We start from the raw sequence: 21,058 nt of genomic DNA on the forward strand, positions 1-21,058 counted from the left end.
GCGACGGCGGACATGACGACCTGAGCGGTGGCGGGAACTGCGCAGCGGCCCGCGTACGTCCATGCGGGGCATGGGACAACGTACGCAGGCCGCGGCAGGTTGTCTGACCGCGGCGGCCGGAGCGGGCGCGGGACTCGCGGCGTGGGCCGTCGGCGTCCGGGAGCGGCTCTGGCGGTTCGAGGCGGCCCCGGACTGGAGCGTGCTCTACGCCGAACTGCCGCTGGCGCTCCTCGGCGGGGTCGCCGCCGCCCTGGCGGCCTGGGCGCTGTTCCGGCGTCTCAGGCCTCGACGCTGAGCCCCTCCAGACCCCGGATCACGAAGTTCGGCTTGCGCCGTGGCTCCTCGGCGAGGCGGAGTGCCGGGGCCTTCTCCAGCAGGGCCGCCATCGAGGCCGCCAGTTCGATCCGGGCCAGCGGCGCGCCGATGCAGTAGTGGATCCCCGCGCTGAAGGAGATGTGCGGGTTGTCCGTGCGGGTCAGGTCCAGGCGGGCCGGGTCCGTGAAGACCGCCGGGTCGTGGTTGGCGGAGCCGAAGAGCAGGGCGATCTCCGCGCCGCGCGGGATCGTCGTGCCGGCGATCTCGATGTCGTCCAGGACCCAGCGTTCGAAGAGCTGGAGCGGGGTGTCGTAACGCATCAGCTCTTCGACGGCGGTGGGGATGAGGGTGTGGTCGGCGCGCAGGGCCGCCAGTTGTGGCTCGTTGCGGAAGAGGGCGTACCAGCCGTTGACCGTGGAGTTCACCGTGGCCTCGTGGCCGGCGTTCAGCAGGAGGACCGCCGTCGAGATCATCTCCTGCTCGGTGAGGCGGTCGCCCTCGTCGTGTGCCTCGATGAGGCCCGAGACGAGGTCGTCGCCCGGTTCCTTGCGGCGGGCCGCGATCAGTTCGCGCAGATAGTCGGAGAACTCGACCGACGCCCTGACCGCCTTCGCCGCAGTCTCCCCGGACGGGTTCAGTTCGTACATCCCGCAGATGTCCGCCGACCAGGGGCGCAGCGGGGCCCGGTCGGACTCCGGGATGCCGAGCATCTCGGCGATCACGGCGACGGGGAGGGGTTCCGCCACGTCCTTGAGCAGATCTCCCCCGCCGGCCGCCGCCAGCGCCGACGCCAGGTCGTCGGCCAGGCCCCGCACATACGGCTTCAGCCGCTCCACCGTGCGCGGTGTGAACGCCTTCGACACCAGGCGCCGGATCCGGGTGTGGTCCGGCGGCTCCAGGTCGAGCATCCCGTGGTCGTTGAGCGTGTGGAACGGCTCCTGCTCGGGCGGCGGCGCGGTCCGGCCGAACTCCTCGTGCGTGAAGCGGTGCCGGTACGTCCGGCCGAGGCGGCGGTCGCGCAGCAGGGCCGAGACGTCCGCGTGGTGCGGGACGAGCCACTGGTTCGTGGGCTCGTAGTAGTGCACGCGGCCCTGGGCACGCAGCTCGGCGTAGGCGGGGTACGGGTCGTCGAGGAACGCCGGGTCCCATGGGTCGAATGCAGCCATGGCGGGACGCTAACCCCACATCCCCTTCACTGACCAGGGGTGTTCCTTCACGTGGCGCGGCCGGGCCGACGAAACGAAGATCGTTAGGCTGGAAACGCCGCCTTAGCGGCTCAAGTCATCGCAGGAGAAAAGAACTTCATGACACAGCAGCGAGCCAAGCTCCGCACCCGCGTCCCCGCCCGTCTGGCCGCCTCGGCCATGCTGGCCCTGTCGCTGACCGCCGGCGCGGTCGCGACCAGCGCCCCGGCCGCCACCGCCGCCGAGATGCCCTGCAAGCCGAAGGTCTACTACTACGTCTACAAGGGCAGTGGCGTGAACTTCCGCACGGGCGCCGGCACCGGCTACGCGTCCAAGGGCATCCTCCACAAGGACGACTGGGGCAAGAAGCTCGCCACCAAGGGCTCCTGGATCAAGCTGAAGCTCGGCCAGAAGTCCAAGAGCGGCATCGCCAAGGGCACCACCGGCTGGGTCTCCAAGTCGTACGTGAGCGACTGCACGCCGATGCAGCTGGACTGATCCGGTCCGTCGCCCCGGGGCCCGAGCGCCCGCGGGGCGACGTCCTCCGGCTCACACCGGCTAACCGGGCGTCACCAGCCGCGCCTCGTACGCGAACACCGCCGCCTGGGTGCGGTCCCTGAGGCCCAGCTTCACCAGGATCCGGCTGACATGCGTCTTGATCGTCGACTCGGCGACCACCAGCCGCTCGGCGATCTCCGCGTTCGACAGACCCTGAGCGATCAGGACCAGCACCTCCGTCTCCCGCTCGGTGAGGTCCCCGTACGCCGCCTGCGCGGAGGGCATGAGACGCGGGGTCTCGGAGAGCTTGGAGAACTCGGTGATCAGACGCCTGGTCACCGAAGGGGCCAGGAGAGCCTCCCCGGCGGCCACGATCCGCACCGCGTCGGCGAGCTGGCGGGCCGAGGCGTCCTTGAGGAGGAAGCCGGAGGCTCCCGCGCGCAGCGCCTGGTACACGTACTCGTCGAGGTCGAACGTGGTGAGCACCAGCACCTTCGCCGCGCCGTCGGCGGCCACGATCTCGCGGGTCGCCTCGATGCCGTTCAGCTCGGGCATGCGGATGTCCATCAGCACGACGTCCGGGGCGAGTTCGCGGACCTTCGCGACGGCCTCCCGGCCGTTCACCGCCTCGCCGACGACCTCGATCTCCGGCATCGCGTTCAGCAGGACCGAGAAGCCCTCGCGCACCATCATCTGGTCGTCCGCGATCAGCACGCGAATGGTCATGCGTCACCCTCGTCCGGCAGGGCGACCGGCAGGAACACCGCCACCTCGTAGCCATCGTCGTCCGTGCGGCCCGCCGTCATCTCGCCGTTCAGCATCGACACCCGCTCCCGCATGCCGGTGATGCCGTGCCCGGCACCGGGCGAGGGTTTGATCAGGCTGGGGTTCGGCGGCGGGCCGTTGACTATGCGCAGGCCAAGACCGCCGAGCACGTAGCCGATCTCGACGCGGGCGGTCGCGCCCGGCGCGTGCCGCAGGGAGTTGCTCAGCGCCTCCTGCACGATGCGGTACGCCGACAGTTCGACGCCCTGGGGCAGTTCGCGCACCGCCCCGGTCACCGCCTTGTCCACGCTCAGCCCGGCGTCCCGCACATTGGCCAGCAGCCCGTCCAGCTCGGCGAGCGTGGGCTGCGGGGCGTCCGGGGCCTCGTAGTCCTCGGCGCGCACGACGCCCAGGACGCGGCGCAGTTCGGTCAGGGCCGCCACCGCGTTCTCCCGGATCGTGGCGAAGGCCTTCTCCAGCTCCGGCGGCGGGTTCTCCACCCGGTAGGGCGCGGCCTCCGCCTGGATCGCGACCACCGACATGTGGTGGGCGACGACATCGTGCAGCTCGCGGGCGATCGTGGTGCGCTCCTCCAGCAGGGTGCGGCGGGAGCGCTCGTGCGCGGTGACCGTCTGCTGGGCGGTGACCTCCTGCACGGCGTCCCGGCGGATGTGCCGGACGGTGACGCAGAGCAGGATCAGCGCCGAGAGGATCAGCATGGCGCCGGAGTTGCTGCCGTACATGGAGGTCGGGCCGATGCCGCTGTCCGCGACGATGGCGTACAGCGCCGTCAGCGCCCACATCCACCCGGCCGTGCGCGGCCTGGTGCGCATCGCCACCACCGTCAGCACGGTCAGATGGCTGACGAAGCTGCCGGCCGCCCACGGCCACTCGAACCAGCGGCTGCCGATCACGGCCACGACCGGGGTGGAGACCATGGACGCCCAGAACGCCCCCACCGGCCGCACCATGGTCAGCAGCACCGGAACCGCGCAGAACAGACCCATCAGCGCCGCGGGCCCGCCGGAGTCGACGGTGGCGAAAGCCACGGAGATCAGGGCCGCCCCGACGATCAGGGCGTGCGGCGTCCAGGCCGCGTACTCCCGCAGGCGGCCGGGCAGCCGCCGGGCGAACCGCCCGTCGGTGCGCCGGCCCGGCAGCGGCCGGTAGGCGAAGGCGTCATGGATCAGGTCCTGCCGCAGCCCGCGCAGGGAGTCCACCGCCACCCGGTACTCCGGGCTGTGCGGCTTGGCCCCGTCCCCCGGCGGCCTGGTCTGGATGTGAGTCGTCTCGGTCACGTACAGAAAGGTATGCGCACCCCCGGGTCCCGGTCGTCCCCAGTGAGAGGGGTTCCTCGGTCTCCCTCTCAGGTACTACGGGGACGGCGGGCCCAGGTGCGGTGCCTCAGTACCCCGACGGCCGCACCAGCCCCGACTCGTACGCGAACACCGCCGCCTGAGTCCGGTCCCTCAGCCCCAGCTTCACCAGGATCCGGCCCACGTGGGTCTTCACCGTCTGCTCGGCGACGAAGAGGTGCCGGGCGATCTCCCCGTTCGACAGGCCCTGCGCGATCAGGGCGAGCACCTCCGTCTCCCGCTCGGTCAGATCACCGACGCGCTCCTTGAGCGGGGAGCGGGGCCGGTCGTCCAGCCGGGAGAACTCGGCGATCAGCTTGCGCGTGATGACCGGGGCGAGCAGCGCCTCCCCGGCCGCCACCACCCGAACGGCCTCGGCGAGTTGCTCGGACGACGCGTCCTTCAGCAGGAACCCGGAGGCCCCGGCGCGCAGCGCGTCGTACACGTACTCGTCGAGGTCGAAGGTGGTGAGCACCAGCACCTTGATGTCCGGGTGCGCGGCCGTGATGTGCTCGGTGGCCTCGATGCCGCCGACCCCGGGCATGCGGATATCCATGAGGACGACGTCCGGGGCGGTCGCCGCGGCCTGTGCGATGGCCTCCCGGCCGTCCCGGGCGTCGCCGACGACCTCTATGTCGGGCTGGGTGCCGAGCAGCACGGTGAAACCCTGCCGGACCATCGCCTGGTCGTCGACGATGAGGACCCGGATGGGCTTGCCGTTGCCGCTCGTCATGGGGTTCCTGCCTCGGGGTCGGGGAAGTGGTAGGTGATCCGGTCGGTGCCCGGTGCCGGGTCGGCGGGCGGGGTCTCCGGGAGGAACGCGGTGACCTTGAAGCCGTCCCAGTGCCACGGGTGCGCCGTCATGGTGCCGCCGAGCATGGCGACCCGCTCCCGCATGCCGAGCAGCCCGTGCCCCGCTCCCGTCGAGGGCGACGCGGGCCCGGTCGGCCGGGAGTTGACTATCTCCACCTCAAGACCGTCCGGCTGGTACGTGAGACGGACCTTGGCGCTCGCGCCGGGCGCGTGCCGCAGGACGTTGCTCAGGGCCTCCTGCACGATCCGGTACGCCGAGAGCTCCACTCCGGGCGGCAGCGGACGCCGCTCGCCGTTGATCTCCGTGGTGACCTCCCGGCCGGCCGCCCGGGTGTTCTCCACCAGCGCGTCCAGCCGGTCGAGGGTGGGCTGCGGTGCGTGCTCGGCGGTGCCGGTGCCACCGCCCGGGCCGACGGGTGTCTCCCCCGGCCCGGCTTGCTCCGAGCGCAGCACGCCCAGCACCCGGCGCAGCTCGGTCAGCGCCTCCAGGGCGTTCTGCCGGATGCCCGCGAGGTTCTCCTTGAGCTCGTCGGGAGGGTTCTCGACGAGGTGCGGGGCGACCTGCGCCTGGATGGAGATGACCGACATGTGGTGCGCCACCACATCGTGCAGCTCCCGCGCGATACGGCTGCGCTCCTCCAGCAGAGTGCGCCGGGTGCGCTCCTCGGCGGTGAGCGTGGTCTGCTCGACGAGTTCCTTACGGGCCTCGCGGCGGCCGCGCAGGGCGGTGCCGACGACCACGGCGAAGGTGGCCAGGGCGAGCGCGAGCGTGCCCGTGGCGTCGTGGTCCACCCGGATCCACAGGTTCTCCAGGCCGTAGGTGACCACGGCGGTCACGACCAGTGCCGCCACCGAAGCCCGGGTGGGCACCCTCAGCGCGAGCAGCAGCAGCACGAGCAGCAGGCCGATGATCCCGGCCGCGGTCCAGGGCCAGGTGTAGGTCTCCAGATCGATGTCCAGCCGGCGGTACAGCATGACGGCGCCCGTGAAGAAGGCCCCAAGCGACAGCCACCACGCCGGCACCGGCCGCCACAGCGCCAGCACCACGGCGCCGCCCTGCGCGCCCGCGATCAGGAGGGCCGGCCCGAAGCTCAGATGGCCGTTGTCCGACATGTCGCCCATGGCCCCGACCGTGACGCCGAACGCGACCAGGCACACCAGCCCGTGCGGCAGCCAGCGCAGCCAGGCGGAGGGCGGCAGCGGGTCGGCCCGGACCGTCCACAGGTCCTCGCGCAGTGTCCGCAGCCAGCCCCTGACACGCGCTCGCGGCGCGCCGCCCACCCCCGTGTCCGTCACGCGGCCCAGCCTAGACATGGCGGGCCTCCGCCGCTGTCCCCCGGCCGGACGGACGGTGCGCCCGGACGACCCGCGAGCGTCGGCCCTGCCGGCCGCTCCGCACGCCCTGCTCGGCGCCCTGCTCGCCGAAGCGGAAGGCGGCCCAGCAGACCGCGAGGGCCAGGGCGAACACGGGAAGCCACAGGAGCCTGGCCCCGACCCAGTCGAGCCCGTCGGGCCGGGTGTGCAGCCCGGGGAGCCGGCCCGCGAGGAGGCCGGTGGCCGTCGTGGCCATCAGGGCCGTCTGGTGCCACAGAAAGATGGTCATCGCGGAGAGGTTGACGAGCGCCACCGCCGCCCAGGCCACTGGCCGGCGCATCGCGCGGCGCAGCCGCTCGCGCAGCAGCAGGGCGAGACCGCACTGGGCCAGGCCGAAGGTGACGACGGCCAGCGTCGGCGGGTCCAGATTGGACATGCCCTCGCCCGGGACGCCGACCATCGAGGCCGGGTAGCCGGCGAGAACGACGAGCGCGGCGGTCGCCGCCGCACCGCAGCCGAGCAGGACCCAGCCCGCGCGGCGGCCCTCCAGCTCGCCGCGGGTCCAGGCCGCGCCCAGGGTGTAGGGCACCATCCAGCCGGCCGCCACGTTCACCCAGCCCAGCCAGGAGGGGCCGCCCAGGCCGAACCGCACAAGGTCCACGTGCAGTACGACGGCCAGCGGCCACAGCGGGTTCAGCCGGGTCAGCAACGGAGTCGCCGCCGTCAGCGCGGCGAACACCACCAGGAACCACAGCGGGGACAGCGCCAGCTTCACCAGCGTGCGGACCGTCCCGAACTCGGCGCCCGACAGCAGCAGGGCGAGCGCGGCGATCGTCCACAGGCCGAGGACGGCCGCGACCGGCTTGAACAACCGGGTCAGACGGCCTCTCAGCCAGCGGTGGTACGGGACGCCCCGGGCGCGGGCCGAGGTGTAGCCGCGCGTGGCGACATGGCCGCCGACCAGGAAGAACACGGCGAGCGTCTGGAACAGCCAGGAGACGGGCGTCAGCCAGGGCATGTCCCTGAGGGGGCTCGCCGTGCGCAGGGCCCGGCCGTCGGAGACCAGGGCGGTGACCAGCCAGTGGCCGATGACGACGCCGAGCACCGCGGCGGCGCGCAGGGCGTCCACGGCCCGGTCCCGTTCGGCCGGGGTGGCCGTACCGATGCGGTCGGCGCCGCGCAGCACCGCATGCCGGAGGCCTCGTAGGCCGATGCCGGTCTTCCGTACGCCGATGCCGGTCTTGCGTACGCCTACGTCGGTCTTTCGTACGCCTACGTCGGTCTTTCGTACGCCTACGTCAGTCATGGGTCACCGCCTCGGTCTCGCCCAGGACGATCCGGGTCAGGTTGGCCAGGGAGGCCGTGCCGGGCCTGAAGTAGTCGCTGTGGCCGCCGTCGCCGGCCGTGAAGACCCGGGCGCCGAAGGCCGGGGAGACGGGGTCGGTGCCGAAGCCGACGGTGGTGCCGAACAGGTCCGTGCTGACATGCGGGACGTTCGCCACCCAGTCGTCGCCCCCGAGGGAAGCCCAGACGCGGGCGCGGGTGTGCAGGGCGGCGGCGGAGTCCGCGCCGGTGCCGGGGCTGCCGACGAGCGCGAGATCGTCGACGGCGAGCCCGGCGGCGGCCCGTCCGCAGACGACCGAGCCGTACGAGTGGCACAGCAGCGAGATACGCGGCCCGTCGCCCGCTATGGCGCGCAGGTCGGAGACCAGGGCGCGCAGCCGCGGGGCCGCCTGCTCCGCCCTGCCGGTCGTGGTGACCGTCGTGCTGACCGTGCCCGGCGTCTCGTAGCCCAGCCAGGCCACCACCGCGGTGCGCGTGCCCGCCGGGGCCTGCCGGACGAGCTGCCTGTGCAGCGCGGCGGCGGCCGCGCGGAACCGGCCGTAGGTGTCGAGGCTCGTGTCGGAGCCGGGGACCAGGACGGCTATCCGGTCGGCCCGGCCGAGGTCGCCCAGGACCTCCGTCACCCGGCCGGAGCCGCGGCCGTCGAAGGCGAGAAGATGCCGGGCCGGGGCGGCCAGGGAGCGGTCCGTCGCGGCCCGGGCCCGGTCGTGGTGGCCCGCGGCCATCCGGGCCGCTTCGGCGGCGTTGGCGCGGTTGGCCGCGTACGCCTCGTCCAGCGTCGACGCGCTGAGCGGAGCGAGAGAGGCGGGTGCGGGAGCGGGGATCTCCGGCCGCACCGCCCCGGAAAGAGGGAGAACCACCGCACCGGTGACGAGGGCGGCGAGTGCGGCACGACGCCATCGGCCGACGCGGCGCCGGCCTCCGTCGCTACGGCGGTACCCCGATGCGGACCCCATGGTCGTCCCCCTCCAGCGCACCCGCCCATCGGGTCTGCACGGAAGGGAAGTTACGGAGCGGGACTCGTCGTCCGCGTCCCACCGAGGAACTCACCTGCGGAGTAGCTCTCAGGTACTACGGGTATGGCCGGGGACCCATCTAAGGGTGCGCCCCGGAAGGCCCCTCACCAGGCCGGAAGGCCCCCTCACCAGGCCAACTGCTCGATCTCCTCCGCCACCACGGCACACGCGTCCGCCGCAGGGTCGATGAGCGGGAAGTGCCCGACGTCCTCCAGCAGCGTCACCCCCACCATCTCGCCGGCCTTCGCCGCCGCCTCCGCGTACGACTCGGCGACCATCTGCGGCACATCGAGGTCCGCGCGGCCCTGGACGAGGGTGGTGGCGATGCCGGTGGGCAGCAGCAGCGCGGGGTCGGCGTGCGGCTGCCGCTCGGCGAAGTGCTCGTCCCCGCCCAGGAGTTGGCGCACGGCACCTCCGCACACGTCCAGCTTGTCGGCCACCGCGAAGTCCGCGATCGGGGCGAGGGCGACCACGCCCCGCAGGGCCGCCGGGCCACCGGTGCGCCAGGGCGAGCCGGCCGGCAGGACGTGCCGGGCCGCACCCCACAGCGCGAGGTGCCCGCCCGCCGAGTGGCCGGTGAGGACCGTCCGGCGCGGATCGGCCTGCGGCAGCAGCTCCCGTACCAGCGCCGGAAGGGCGTCCAGCGCGGCGGCGACGTCGTCGAAGGTGTCGGGCCAGCGGCCCGCGAGGGAGTCGTCACCGCCACCGCACCGGTACTCGGCACTGGCCACGGCCAGTCCGCGACGGGCCAGGAAGTCCGCGAAGGGGCTGATGTGCCGCCGGTCGTACGGCGCCCGCCAGGCACCGCCGTGCAGCACGAACACGACCGGGGCGGGCCCGCCCGGGCCGGTCTCCCCGCGCGGGGCGTAGAAGTCGATCACCTGGGCGGGGTGGTCACCGTAGGCGGCGGTGGCGTCGGGGCCGACGGGCTCGTGGGAGAACGCCGACTTCTCCTCGGCAGCGGCCCGTGCTGCTGCGACGTCGTCCGTCATGCTCCAACCTTCCAGCGAAACGTACGGGCCGACCAGACGAGAAGCCGACCGTTGGCCGGGACGGTACCAGGCACGTGACATGCGCGGACACGTGGATGTCACGCTGGGTGAAGATCGGACGGTTCAGCCGTTTCCTTGCGTCTACGGCGAGTTGGTGACGAACGGCGGGTCGGGAACGGTCAGCCAGTCGGGGGCCGGTTGGGAACGGACGGCCCCCGCGGCAGCAGGGGCCGTCCGTCAAGGGCGACTCACGCGAGGGACAGCGTCTCCGCCAGCACCCGCGCCGCCCGCTCCACGTCGGCGAAGCCCACGTACAGCGGCGTGAACCCGAAACGCAGCACGTCCGGCGCCCGGAAGTCGCCGACCACACCCCGCTCGATCAGCCGTTTCATCACCTCACCGGCATCGTCGCAGCGCAGGGCGATCTGACTGCCCCGCTCCGCGTGCGCCACCGGCGTCAGGCACTCGACCCTGCCCTCGGGCACGTACTCCGCCACGCACTGGAGGAAGAAGTCCGTCAGCGCGAGGGACTTGGCCCGCACCGCCTCGACCGCTACCCCGTCCCACACCTCCAGGGCCGCCTCCAGGGCGAGCAGGGAGAGGATGTCCGGCGTACCGACCCGGCCGCGCAGCGCACCGGAGGCCGGTTCATAGGCAGGACGCATGCCGAACGGCTCGGCGTGGGAGTTCCAGCCGGGCAGCGGGGAGTCGAAGCGGTCCTGGAGCTCCCGGCGCACATACAGGTACGCCGGTGAACCCGGCCCGCCGTTCAGGTACTTGTAGGTGCAGCCGACCGCCAGGTCCACCACGTGCTCGTCGAGCCCGACCGGCAGGGCGCCCGCGCTGTGGCACAGGTCCCAGACGGCGAGCGCGCCCGCCTCGTGCACGGCGGCCGTCAGCGCCGGCAGGTCGTGCAGCCGGCCGGTGCGGTAGTCGACGTGGTTGAGGAGGACGGCGGCGGTACGGCCGGACAGCGCGCCCGGCACCTCAGCCGGCGTCACCGGCCGCAGGGTGCGGCCGGTCATCCGCGCCGCCGACTCCGCGATATACCCGTCGGTCGGGAAGGTCGTGGCGTCGACGAGGATCTCGTCGCGATCGTCCCCGGCGAGGCGCACGGCCCCCACAAGTGCCTTGAAGACATTGACACTTGTCGAGTCGCCGACCACGATCTGCCCGGGTGCCGCCCCGACCAGCGGGGCGATCCGGTCACCGATCCGCTCGGGCGCCGTCCACCAGCCGCTCTCCTCCCAGGACCGGATGCGCAGCTCGCCCCACTGACGCCGCACGACGTCCTCGACCCGCCCGGGCACGACGGCCGGCAGCGCGCCGAGCGAGTTGCCGTCCAGATAGACGACCTCGTCGAGGACGAACCCGTCCCGTTTGCCGCCCAGTTCGTCGGCGGCGTCCAGCTTCTCCGCGGCGACGGCCAGTTCAGACATAGGACCGCGCCGTCCACAGCTCGGGGAAGACGTTCTTCTGCGCGCGCTTCTCCAGCCACGCCACCCCGGCGGAGCCGCCCGTGCCGGTCTTGGAGCCCATCGCGCGGCGGGTGGCGACCAGATGGTCGTTGCGCCAGCGCCACACCAGCTCGGCGACATCGCTCAGCGCCTCGCCCAGCCGGGCGAGACCGTCGCTCTCGTCACCCGAGTAGACGGCCGTCCAGGCCGCCTCCACCTGCGGCGACGGCTCGTAGCGCTTCGCCACGTCACGCCGCAGCACGGCCTCCGGGACGTCGTGGCCGCGCCGCGCGAGCAGCCGTACGACCTCGTCGTACAGGCTCGGCTCGTGCAGTGCCTTCTCCAGCTCGGCGTGCACACGCGGCGCGCCCCGGTGCGGGACGAGCATGGACGCGGACTTCTCGCCGAGCAGGAACTCCATCCGCCGGTACATCGCCGACTGGAAGCCGGAGCCCTCGCCGAGGGCGCTGCGGTACGAGTTGAACTGGGCGGGCGTGAGCTGGGCGAGCGGCCTCCAGGAGGCGTTGAGCGCCTCCAGCTCGCGCACGGACCGCTTCAGCGCGGCGGTCGCGGTGGGGATGTCGTCGCCGCGCAGTGCGCGGGCCGCTGTCTCCCACTCGTGGACGATGACGGTGAACCACAGCTCCATCACCTGGGTCGTCACCAGGAAGACCATCTCTCCCGGGTCGTCCGAGAGGGTGTGCTGGAGGTGGGTGAGCACGTCCGCCTTGACGTAGTCCTCGTACGGCGTAGTGCCCTGGAAGTCGAGATGCGGGGTCTCGGGCTCGTGAGCCTCAAGGGACATCGCTGTCTCCTGCGTATAACTCCGGGTAGCGGTCCGCCCCTGCCGAATCCGACACGGGGGCCCCGGTCCCCACGGGCATCTTCCGCAATCGTCCCCCGGAACCGCAAGGCCCGCCCGCTGACCGGACGGGCCTCGCGTACAGGGACCGCTCTCAGCCCAGGACCTGCGCCGCCGTCGGCGAGGAGTCCTTGAGGAACTGGGAGCAGCGCTCGTACTCCTCCTGCTCGCCGATCGTCTGCGCGGCACGGGCGAGGGCGTGCAGGGCCCGCAGGAAGCCGCGGTTCGGCTCGTGCTCCCACGGCACCGGGCCGTGGCCCTTCCAGCCGCTGCGGCGCAGCGCGTCCAGGCCGCGGTGGTAGCCCGTGCGGGCGTACGCGTACGACTCCACGGTCGCGCCCCGCTCGAACGCCTCGTCGGCGAGCTGCGCCCAGGCGAGCGAGGAGGTCGGATGCGCGGCGGCGACGTCGACCGGCGCGGTACCCGACGCGAGCAGTTCCCGTGGCCCGGGGTCGTCGGGGAGATGGGTCGGGGGCGGACCCCCGAGAAGGTTCTCGTGAATGGACATGGGGTCAAGTCTGCGCCATGACGACAGCCGCGGCGCAGTGGGCGGGGGTACTGGCCGGACGGCTGCTACGACAGCCGCTTCCGCACCGGCTCCCCCTCCAGCGGCGGCGACACCACACCACCGTGCCGCAGGCACTCCGGCCTCTTGCACCCGGGCGGAGGCCTCCGCACCGTGGCCCCCGCGATCACCGCCCCCACCACCAGCGCCCCCGCACACCACCCCATCGCCCGCCCGAACGCCGCGTCGAAGGCGGCCGGCTCCCGGTACGCCTCCTCCCCCATCCCGGCCAGCAGCGGCAGCGCCGCCACCGCCACCAGCCCCGCCGCCCGGGCCGCCGCGTTGTTGATCCCGCTGGCCAGCCCCGCCCGCGCCACATCCACGGAACCCAGCACGGTCGCCGTCAGCGGCGCCACCAGCATCACCAGGCCCAGCCCGAGCACCACCAGCGCCGGCAGCACATCGGCCCAGTAGGACGCGCCCGGCCCCACCCGCAGCATCAGCAGCATCCCGACGGCACACAGCAGCGGCCCCACCGTGAGCGGCAGACGCGGCCCGATCCGGTCGGCCAGCTCCCCGGACCGCGCCGACAGCAGCAGCATCAGCACGGTCGTCGGCAACAGCGCCGTACCGGCCCCGAGGGCGGAGTAGCCCACGACGACCTGGAGCTGGAGAGCCGCGAGGAAGAAGAACCCGCCGAGGGCCGCGTACACACACAGCGTGACGATGTTGATCACCGTGAACTGGCGGGAGGAGAAGATGTCCGGCGGCATCATCGGCTCGGGCCTGCGTCGCTCGACGACCACGAACGCGACGGCAACGGCCACCCCGGCCACCGCCGAGAGGGCCACCACCCAGCCGCCCTCACCGGCCTCGATCAGCGCATACGTCAGCAGTGCCAGCGCCACCGCACCCAGCATCGCGCCCAGTACGTCGAACCGGCCCCGCGCACCTTCACCGCCCGACTCGGGCACATGCCGCAGCGCCACCGGAACGCACACCAGCGCCAGCGGCACATTCAGCAGGAACACCCACCGCCAGCCCGGCCCGTCCACCAGCCAGCCGCCGACGAACGGCCCGACCGCCGCGCCGACCCCGCCGAAGCCGGACCACAGACCCACCGCCCGGCCCCGGTCGTCGGGGTGGAAGGACGCCTGGATCAGCGCCAGCGACCCCGGCGTCAGCAGGGCACCGCCCACCCCCTGCAGGGCACGCGCGGCGATCAGCGTCCCGGCGTTCGGCGCGATCCCGCACAGCAGGGACGCCACCGCGAACCAGACCACACCGACGACGAACACCTTCCGGCGTCCGAAACGGTCCCCCAGCGCCCCGCCCAGCAGGATCAGCCCGGCCAGCGTGACCATGTACGCGTTGACCGTCCACTGGAGGGCGGACAGGTTCGCGTCGAGGTCACGGCCGATGCGCGGCAGCGCGACATTGACGACCGTCGAGTCCAGCATGGCCATGCTGGAACCGAGGACGGTGGTGAACAGGATCCATCGGCCCTGTGGGGAGGCCAGCCGGACATCGGGCATGCAGGGAGCATACGGAAGAGCCCGGCACCAGAGGAGGTGCCGGGCTCGACCGGAGGTACCGGACTTACTTGATCTTGGTGCCGGTGGAGCGCAGGTTGCCGCAGGCCTCGAGGACGCGCTTGGCCATGGACGCCTCGGCCAGCTTGCCCCAGGTGCGCGGGTCGTAGGTCTTCTTGGAGCCGACCTCGCCGTCGACCTTCAGGACACCGTCGTAGTTGCGGAGCATGTGGTCCGCGACCGGGCGGGTGAAGGCGTACTGGGTGTCCGTGTCGAGGTTCATCTTCACGACGCCGTTGTCCAGCGCGGTGGCGATCTCCTCGGCGGTGGAGCCGGAGCCGCCGTGGAAGACGAAGTCGAAGGGACCGGGAGAAGCGGCCTTGCCGAACTTGGCGGCGACGCCCTCGTTCAGCTCCTTCAGCAGCTCGGGACGGAGGACGACGTTGCCCGGCTTGTACACGCCGTGCACGTTGCCGAAGGACGCGGCCAGCAGGTAGCGGCCCTTCTCGCCCAGGCCCAGGGCCTCGACCGTGCGGATCGCGTCGTCGACCGTGGTGTAGAGGGAGTCGTTGATCTCGTGCGAGACGCCGTCCTCCTCGCCACCGGTCGGGGTGATCTCCACCTCGAGGATGATCCTGGCGGCGCGGGCGAGCTCCAGCAGCTCCTGCGCGATGGAGAGGTTGTCGGCCAGGGTCTCGGCCGAGCCGTCCCACATGTGCGACTGGAACAGCGGGTTCAGACCGGCCTCGACGCGCTTCTGGGAGAGCGCCAGCAGCGGACGTACGTACCCGTCGAGCTTGTCCTTCGGGCAGTGGTCCGTGTGCAGGGCGATGTTCACCGGGTACTTCTCGGCGACGATGTGCGCGAACTCGGCCAGGGCGACCGAGCCGGTCACCATGTCCTTGTTGTACTGACCGCCCAGGAACTCGGCGCCACCCGTGGAGATCTGGACGATGCCGTCGCTCTCCGCCTCAGCGAAACCGCGCAGGGCCGCGTGCAGGGTCTGGGTGGAGGTCACGTTGATGGCCGGGTAGGCGAACTTTCCTGCCTTCGCCCGGTCCAGCATCTCGTTGTAGACCTCGGGAGTTGCGATGGGCATGCGTCCGCTCCTTGTATCTGCGGGTTGGGGTACTGCGCTCTTTTCGGCCCTGACCTAGACCTTGGGATGCGACGTCATCGTCGGCCCCATCTTTCCAGACTTGGCCGGAAGGTCCAGGCCACCGTCCACGCCCTGGTCAGGCTCCGGTCAGTCCAGTCCGAGCTCGTCCTTCGAGAAGGCGAAGAGGTACGGCACCCCGGCGCCCTCCTGGATCTTCTCCGCGGCGCCGGTCGCCCGGTCGACGATCGTCGCGACGGCCACGACCTCGGCCCCGGCCTCGCGCACGGCCTCGACGGCGGTCAGCGGGGAGCCGCCCGTGGTGGAGGTGTCCTCGACGACCAGCACGCGGCGGCCCGCGATGTCCGGGCCCTCGACGCGGCGCTGCAGCCCGTGCGCCTTCGCGGCCTTGCGGACGACGAAGGCGTCCAGGCGCTTCCCGCGCGCGGCGGCGGCGTGCAGCATGGCGGCGGCGACGGGGTCGGCGCCCATGGTGAGCCCGCCGACGGCGTCGAAGTCCAGCTCCGCCGTCAGATCCAGGAGCACCTGCCCGACCAGCGGGGCGGCCTCACCGTCGAGGGTGACGCGCCGGAGATCGACGTAGTAGTCGGCCTCCAGACCCGACGACAGGGTCACCTTGCCGTGCACCACGGCCTTGTCCTTGATCTGCTGCAGCAGCGCGCCGCGTGTGTCCGTCATGCCGCCCAGCTTAGAGGCGGCGCCAGCTCCAGGTCGTGGTGGCCTCCAGCGGCTCCAGGGGCGTGACCAGGCGCGGCAGGGTGTTGAGGCCGTTGGGCGGGCCGGTCTGCGGCTCCACGCACACGGCGGCCTCCTGCTCGTCGTAGACGACGACCCACTCCTCGCGGCTCGCCACCTTCAGCTCCAGCTGCCCGGGCCAGGTCAGGGTGACGTCGACGCCGCCGGGCATCCCGAAGCAGTCGTCCCAGGGGCCGGGCTTCGGGTCGATCCGGTTGCCGGTGGGCAGGTGATCGTCGCCGCGCTCCTCCTGCCAGGCGGGTTCGAAGTCGAGGCGGACGTCCTGGGCGCCCTCGCCGCCGAGGTTCCGGTTGAACCACGGGTGCCAGCCGATCTGCGCCGGGAAGGACGAGTCGTACGTCTCCACGGACATGGTGAGCGTCAGCGCGTGCTCGGCGAGGGCGACGACCTGGGTGACACGGCCCGAGTGGGGCCAGGGGTCGACCAGCTCGTACGTGATGACGGCCTCGTCCGTGCTCGTGCGGGCGGTGCGCCAGGCGTGGTCGCGGACGGTGCCGTGGATGGCGTGGGGCGGGGCGTTGAGCGGCAGCTGCCGCACGGCGGCGCCGTCCAGGAACCGTCCGTCCCGGACCCGGCCGCACCACGGCACCATCGGGAAGCAGCCGAAGCGCTCGCCCTGCCGGAGCATCTCCACGCCGCCGATCCGCAGCCCTCCGACCCGGCCGCCGTTGCCCGGCTGCACGGTCACCTCCGCGTCGCCCGCGGTCAGCGTGATGTCTTCGTCACTCACGGGTCGACCCTACTCGGGTGATCAAGAGGGCCTCGCGCGCAGCGGGGCGTTTCAGCGCCGTCGGCGCAGGGCGCGCACCGCGACGATGGCCGACGCCACCGCGAGCGCCGCCGCGGGTGCCGCCCAGCGCAGCGGGGCCGGGGGCGTCACGGTCTGCGGCGCGGGAACCGGCGCGTACCGCCCGCGCGGCGGGGCGTGATCGACCTCCTCGGCACTGCGCCCGATCATCGTCCGCCGCGCATGCGCCGCCTCGGCGATGGACTCGGCGTCCTCGTCCCCCTCGGCGGAGCGCCCGACAGGGGCCGACGGAACCACGGGGGGTTCGGGCGCGGAGGACTGGTCGTCGGGGGCGGAGTCAGAACCCTCGTCGGCCGAACCGGGGGTGGGGCTCTCGCCGCCTGGGCCGGTCACCGGCCCCTCGCCACCAGGGCCGCCCGCAGGACCCTCACCGCCCGGACCGGGAGCCGGACCCTCGCCGCCCGGGCCGGATGCTGGACTCTCGTCGCCCGGCCCGGTGGCGGAAGGCTTCCCGGCGGTCCCCGAGGGCCCGGCGGCCTCGTCGTCGCCGGTCGCCGCCGTACCCCCGTCGGCCTTCGTCGTACCGCTGTCGGCCTTCGCCGTACCCCCGTCGGTCTTCGCCGGAGGCGGGGCCTCGTCGTCCGCGTCCGGGGTCGTTTCGTAGTCCGTCGTCGCTCGGGGTTCGAAGTCCTGCGTGGCGAGGGACGTGGTCGTCTCCGGCGCTGCCCCGGCCAGGCCTTCCGCGAAGCGGTTCAGCAGCCGGACGACGGCTCCCTCCACCGCGTCGGCCGGCAGGTCCTTGATCCGCCCGTCCGCGGAGGCCGTGCCGTCGAACACGACCGTGCAGCCGTCCTCCGCCTCCCGCAGGCCGATCCGCAGCGCGAGCTCGACCGAGCCGCTGCCGCGCGACTCCTCCGCCTGGCCCTCCACGGCGTACGCCCCGTCGTCCCGCCGGGAGACCCGTACGGCACCCCGGTAGGTGACGGAGTGACTGCCGACCCGGATCTTCAGCCGCCCGGTGACGGGCTGGGCGCCGGCGTCCTGCTGGAGCCCGGGAACCACCCGGGCGACCCGCGCGGGATCGTCCAGCACCTCCCTGAGCCGCTCGGCCGGAACCGGAACGAACACCTCGTGCTCCATGTCGACGGACTCTACCCAGCACACACGGAAACGCACCCCCACCTCCGGGATTCGCTCCGCATCCGGGTCCGCCCGGCGTATCCTCCGCGACCCCGCCCCGGCTCAGTACCGCGGATGCAGCAGCGTCGAAGCGGGCAGCCCGGCGATCCGCGTCCGCCGCGCCGCCCGCGCCCCCGCCGCCAGGGACGCGTCCGTGAGGGTCCGCGGGCGCGGACCGTCCGGGTCGAGGCGTGGCCGCGGGTCCGTGCGGGCGGCCAGGACGAAACCCCAGTCCCGGGGGGCCCGCGAGCGGTCGGCGGGTGTGCGGTCGGGTCCGGCGGCGAAACCGGCGCGACGGCCGCCCGTGCCGTACGGGGCGGTACGGAGACCGGCCGCGCGCACTGTCGCGTCCACCGTCCAGTACACCCGGGGGCTGGACGCGACCGGCCCGGCGTGCACCACGAGCCGGCCGCCGGGCGCCAGCACGCGCCGCGCGAGGCCGTAGAACTCCTGCGAGTACAGCTTCGTACTCGCCGTGATCCCCGGGTCCGGCAGATCCGAGACGACGACGTCGTACGCCGCCGGGGGCGCCCCGCGCAGCCAGCCGAAGGCGTCCTGGATCGTCACATGCGCGCGCGGGTCGCCGTAGGCGTGCCGGTTCAGCGCGGACAGGCCCGGGTCGGTGCGGGCCAGCCGTACCACCTCGGCGTCGAGTTCGACGACGTCGACCCGGTCCACCCCGGGGTGACGCAGCACCTCGCGGGCTGCCAGGCCGTCACCGCCGCCGAGGATCAGCACGCGCGCGTGCGGCCCGGTCATCGCGGGGTGGACGAGGGCCTCGTGGTAGCGGAGTTCGTCGCGTCCGCTGACCCGGAGCCGGCCGTCGAGGAAGAGGTCGAGGGGCCGGCCGTGCGTGCCACCGGTGAGGACGACCTCGTGCACACCGGTCTGGAGCGCGACGCGGACGTCCCTGCCGTACATCGCCTGCCGGGCGGCCCGCTCGAAGTCGTCGACGAGGACGGCGGCCGAGGCGAGGATCGCGAGCACGAGGCCGTTGGCGAGCAGCAGCAGCCAGCGCGCGCGCCGGGTCAGATCCCGGCGGAACAGCCCGAGCACCAGCGCCCCGCCGACGACGGCGTTGACGGCGCCGGTGAGCAGCGCGCCGGTCAGCTGGCCGAGGAACGGCAGCAGCAGGAAGGGGAAGGCGAGGCCGCCGACGAGGGCACCGACGTAGTCCGCGGCGAACAGGTCGGCCACCGCGCCGCCCGCGTCCTGGCGGCGGATGCGCTGGATCAGCTCCATCAGCAGCGGGACCTCGGCGCCGATGAGCACTCCGGTCGCGAGGGAGAAGGCGACCAGGAGGCAGCGGGGGCCGCTCTCCCACATGCCGCCCCAGGCGCCGGTCCAGGCGAACACGGCGTACAGGGCCATCGCGCTGCATCCGCCGACGAGCGCGAGCGTGGCCTCGACGGCGCCGAAACCGGCCGCGGCGAGCCCGCGCAGCCGCTTCGCGGCGAGGGAGCCGATGCCCATCGCGAAGACCATGACGGACAGCACGACGGACGCCTGGGTGACCGAGTCGCCCATCAAGTAGGAGGCGAGGGCGACGAGTTCGAGTTCGTACACGAGTCCGCAGGCCGCGCAGACGAACACGCCCGCGAGGACCAGGAACCGTCCGGTGCCCGGCCGGACGGGCAGCCGCGCCGGGCCGCCGGGGCCGCTCGGGGCGCTCCAGGGCGGTGGGGAACCGGGTGGGGCGGGCGCGTGCGGCTCGATCACTCTGCGACGTTACGTCACGTCCCGACCGCGGTTCGTCACCCACACGTGTGGTGCTGGTTTACAGAGGCGGGATACCGGTACGAGATTCAGTTCACCGCGGCCGTGGCCGGCACGCGTACGCCGACTCTCGTACGGGTCGCCACCAACTGGCCGTCCTGCGGGTACGCGTGCCAGGTCCGCCAGTGCACCTGCCCCTCGTGGTGCTGGGCCAGCAGTGCCGTGAAGGCGTGCGGGCTGCCGGGGAAGACGCCCACGAGACCGTGCGGGTGGTCGGAGACGAGGGCCAGCAACTCCTGGGCGCGGCCCTCGAAGGAGCCCGGCGAGAGGACCTCGACCCGGGCGGCGAACTCGTACTCCCAGTCGCCCACCCGCTTGGCGACGCCGAGCGGAAGCGGAGTGCTGCTGCCCGGAATGCACGCCACCGTCTCCGAGCAGATGCCCCGTTCCTCCTCCAGCAGGACCTGGTGGGACGCGCCGAGGAGTCGCAACTGCATTTTGGCGCCCGTCAGTTCGAGGTCCATCGCGGCCAGTGCGGGAAGCGGCTCGCGCCCCAGCGCCCAGGCGAGATCGGCCGCGCGCGTGTCGGTGTAGGAGGTGTTCAGGGTCGTGAGCATGGATCGGCTCCGCAAGCACACAAGGAGAGGGAGATGGGTCCGCCGCGCCCCGGTCGCACCGGGGGAATTCGGCCCGGATCAACCCGGTCGGCCGGTTTCAGGAAGGTGTCCGCAGGGCGTCCGAGGGGCCGCGTTGGTGTGTTAGAGGGAATCATGAACTGTGGCGCCGCCACAGCGTTTTTACCCAAGTTCGTAGGGTTTCCATCCCTCAGAGGGCTCTACAGCTCAATTGTTCAACTACGGCGTGCGCCGGTGCCGGGGAGGCGTGCGCCGGTGCGCCGTGGCTCGCGCCCGGAGCCGCGACGGTTGGACGTCCGGGCTTCCGGCACGCTCCCGAAGTGGCCGTTTGACGGGCGCAGTTGCCGGAGTCACGCCTGGGTACGCCGTCCCATGGACGCGGTTGTCCTACAGGCATGCGAAGTTGTCTGAGGCCTCGCGCACTTGCCCAACTGGCGTTCGACGGATCCGCCGGACGGGAACTCCGGGATCCCGCCCGGCACGGAATCCCGGACCACGGCCCGGCACGCAGTCCCCCCGGCCACGGCCCGGCACGGAGACGCGGGGCCCGCCCCAGGTGCGGACCCCGCGTTCGGTGGTGCGGGCTTCCCCCGTGGGGTCCCCCGTGAACTCCCCCGTGAACTCCCCCGTGGGGAAGGCCTGCCGACTGCCGTCAGCTGCCTCCGCCGCCGCAGCCACCGCCACCACCACCGCCCCCGCCGCAGGACGACCCGCCTCCGCAGGACGAGCCGCTGCTGCACGACGAACCACCGGACGAGCCGGAGTCTCCCCCGCCGGCCCACCAGCTGCCGCTGCTGCCGGCCGAACCGGAGGACCTCCCCGCCCCACGACGCGCCGACCGCCCGGAACCGCCCCTGCGCACACCGGACACCAGCGCCGCGATCAGGACGACTGCGAACACCGCCAGGATGATGCCGATAACCATGGCGTCACCCTCCTTTCGTTTCCCCCGAAG

The 21,058-nt window shown here is 72.8% G+C and carries 21 protein-coding genes; 2 read left to right on the plus strand and 19 right to left on the minus strand.

Features of this window, described 5'->3' with window-relative positions; translation table 11 throughout:
* The first annotated feature begins 70 nt into the window (after nt 1-70).
* Nucleotides 71-295 (plus strand): hypothetical protein, encoded by a 225-nt coding sequence (locus ACIBK5_RS31660; RefSeq protein WP_399024842.1) that lies wholly within the window; start codon nt 71-73, stop codon nt 293-295.
* Here ACIBK5_RS31660 and ACIBK5_RS31665 read toward each other — a convergent pair.
* A complete protein-coding gene (locus tag ACIBK5_RS31665) occupies nt 279-1,481 on the minus strand; it encodes a cytochrome P450 (RefSeq protein WP_399024844.1) in 1,203 nt (400 codons plus the stop codon). The genes ACIBK5_RS31660 and ACIBK5_RS31665 overlap by 17 nt on opposite strands.
* 138 nt (nt 1,482-1,619) lie before the next feature.
* Here ACIBK5_RS31665 and ACIBK5_RS31670 point away from each other — a divergent pair, with 138 nt between their 5' ends.
* Nucleotides 1,620-1,997 (plus strand): SH3 domain-containing protein, encoded by a 378-nt coding sequence (locus tag ACIBK5_RS31670; protein ID WP_399024846.1) that lies wholly within the window; start codon nt 1,620-1,622, stop codon nt 1,995-1,997.
* A 60-nt stretch (nt 1,998-2,057) separates the two neighbouring features.
* Here the strand turns inward: ACIBK5_RS31670 and ACIBK5_RS31675 are convergent, their stop codons facing one another.
* From ACIBK5_RS31675 to ACIBK5_RS31760, 18 genes are all read right to left on the minus strand, one after another.
* On the minus strand, nt 2,058-2,723 hold the full coding sequence (locus ACIBK5_RS31675) for a response regulator (protein ID WP_399024848.1): 666 nt from the start codon (nt 2,721-2,723) through the stop codon (nt 2,058-2,060).
* Nucleotides 2,720-4,060 carry a sensor histidine kinase gene (locus ACIBK5_RS31680; RefSeq protein ID WP_399024850.1) on the minus strand — a complete coding sequence of 447 codons (1,341 nt, stop codon included), beginning with the start codon at nt 4,058-4,060 and terminating at the stop codon, nt 2,720-2,722. The genes ACIBK5_RS31675 and ACIBK5_RS31680 overlap by 4 nt, the downstream gene beginning before the upstream one ends.
* 106 nt (nt 4,061-4,166) lie before the next feature.
* Nucleotides 4,167-4,850 carry a response regulator gene (locus ACIBK5_RS31685; RefSeq protein WP_399024852.1) on the minus strand — a complete coding sequence of 228 codons (684 nt, stop codon included), beginning with the start codon at nt 4,848-4,850 and terminating at the stop codon, nt 4,167-4,169.
* On the minus strand, nt 4,847-6,244 hold the full coding sequence (locus ACIBK5_RS31690) for a sensor histidine kinase (RefSeq protein ID WP_399024854.1): 1,398 nt from the start codon (nt 6,242-6,244) through the stop codon (nt 4,847-4,849). Before ACIBK5_RS31690 ends, ACIBK5_RS31685 begins: the two co-directional genes overlap by 4 nt.
* Nucleotides 6,237-7,430, minus strand: a complete 1,194-nt coding sequence (locus tag ACIBK5_RS31695) for an acyltransferase (RefSeq protein ID WP_399024911.1) — start codon at nt 7,428-7,430, stop codon at nt 6,237-6,239. Before ACIBK5_RS31695 ends, ACIBK5_RS31690 begins: the two co-directional genes overlap by 8 nt.
* 112 nt (nt 7,431-7,542) lie before the next feature.
* Entirely contained in the window at nt 7,543-8,544 is a 1,002-nt protein-coding gene (locus ACIBK5_RS31700; RefSeq protein ID WP_399024855.1) for an alpha/beta hydrolase, read from the minus strand.
* Nucleotides 8,545-8,729: 185 nt separating this feature from the next.
* Nucleotides 8,730-9,596, minus strand: coding sequence for an alpha/beta hydrolase (locus ACIBK5_RS31705; RefSeq protein WP_399024857.1), 867 nt, complete (start codon nt 9,594-9,596; stop codon nt 8,730-8,732).
* 248 nt (nt 9,597-9,844) lie between these two features.
* A complete protein-coding gene (kynU, locus tag ACIBK5_RS31710) occupies nt 9,845-11,035 on the minus strand; it encodes a kynureninase (RefSeq protein WP_399024859.1) in 1,191 nt (396 codons plus the stop codon).
* A complete protein-coding gene (locus tag ACIBK5_RS31715) occupies nt 11,028-11,858 on the minus strand; it encodes a tryptophan 2,3-dioxygenase family protein (protein ID WP_399024861.1) in 831 nt (276 codons plus the stop codon). Before ACIBK5_RS31715 ends, kynU begins: the two co-directional genes overlap by 8 nt.
* Before the next feature lie 151 nt (nt 11,859-12,009).
* A complete protein-coding gene (locus ACIBK5_RS31720) occupies nt 12,010-12,423 on the minus strand; it encodes a DUF3151 domain-containing protein (RefSeq protein WP_399024863.1) in 414 nt (137 codons plus the stop codon).
* Nucleotides 12,424-12,488: 65 nt separating this feature from the next.
* Nucleotides 12,489-13,955: an MFS transporter gene (locus tag ACIBK5_RS31725; RefSeq protein ID WP_399024865.1), complete on the minus strand. Its 1,467-nt coding sequence runs from the start codon at nt 13,953-13,955 to the stop codon at nt 12,489-12,491.
* Between the two features lie 64 nt (nt 13,956-14,019).
* Nucleotides 14,020-15,051 (minus strand): class II fructose-bisphosphate aldolase, encoded by a 1,032-nt coding sequence (gene fbaA, locus ACIBK5_RS31730; RefSeq protein WP_399024867.1) that lies wholly within the window; start codon nt 15,049-15,051, stop codon nt 14,020-14,022.
* A 147-nt stretch (nt 15,052-15,198) separates the two neighbouring features.
* The gene (gene pyrE, locus ACIBK5_RS31735; protein WP_030245666.1) at nt 15,199-15,747 is read right to left on the minus strand and encodes an orotate phosphoribosyltransferase; all 549 of its coding nucleotides are present in this window, start codon (nt 15,745-15,747) and stop codon (nt 15,199-15,201) included.
* A gap of 10 nt (nt 15,748-15,757) precedes the next feature.
* Nucleotides 15,758-16,555 carry an aldose 1-epimerase gene (locus tag ACIBK5_RS31740; protein ID WP_399024869.1) on the minus strand — a complete coding sequence of 266 codons (798 nt, stop codon included), beginning with the start codon at nt 16,553-16,555 and terminating at the stop codon, nt 15,758-15,760.
* 51 nt (nt 16,556-16,606) lie between these two features.
* Entirely contained in the window at nt 16,607-17,713 is a 1,107-nt protein-coding gene (locus ACIBK5_RS31745) for an SRPBCC domain-containing protein (RefSeq protein ID WP_399024871.1), read from the minus strand.
* 102 nt (nt 17,714-17,815) lie between these two features.
* Nucleotides 17,816-19,471: a polyamine aminopropyltransferase gene (locus ACIBK5_RS31750; protein ID WP_399024873.1), complete on the minus strand. Its 1,656-nt coding sequence runs from the start codon at nt 19,469-19,471 to the stop codon at nt 17,816-17,818.
* A gap of 86 nt (nt 19,472-19,557) precedes the next feature.
* Nucleotides 19,558-20,085: a DUF2617 family protein gene (locus tag ACIBK5_RS31755; RefSeq protein WP_399024875.1), complete on the minus strand. Its 528-nt coding sequence runs from the start codon at nt 20,083-20,085 to the stop codon at nt 19,558-19,560.
* A 670-nt stretch (nt 20,086-20,755) separates the two neighbouring features.
* Nucleotides 20,756-21,028, minus strand: coding sequence for a hypothetical protein (locus ACIBK5_RS31760; protein WP_399024877.1), 273 nt, complete (start codon nt 21,026-21,028; stop codon nt 20,756-20,758).
* Between the last annotated feature and the right edge of the window lie 30 nt (nt 21,029-21,058).

The organism is Streptomyces sp. NPDC050546 (assembly GCF_044457425.1).
Taxonomy (GTDB): Bacteria; Actinomycetota; Actinomycetes; order Streptomycetales; family Streptomycetaceae; genus Streptomyces.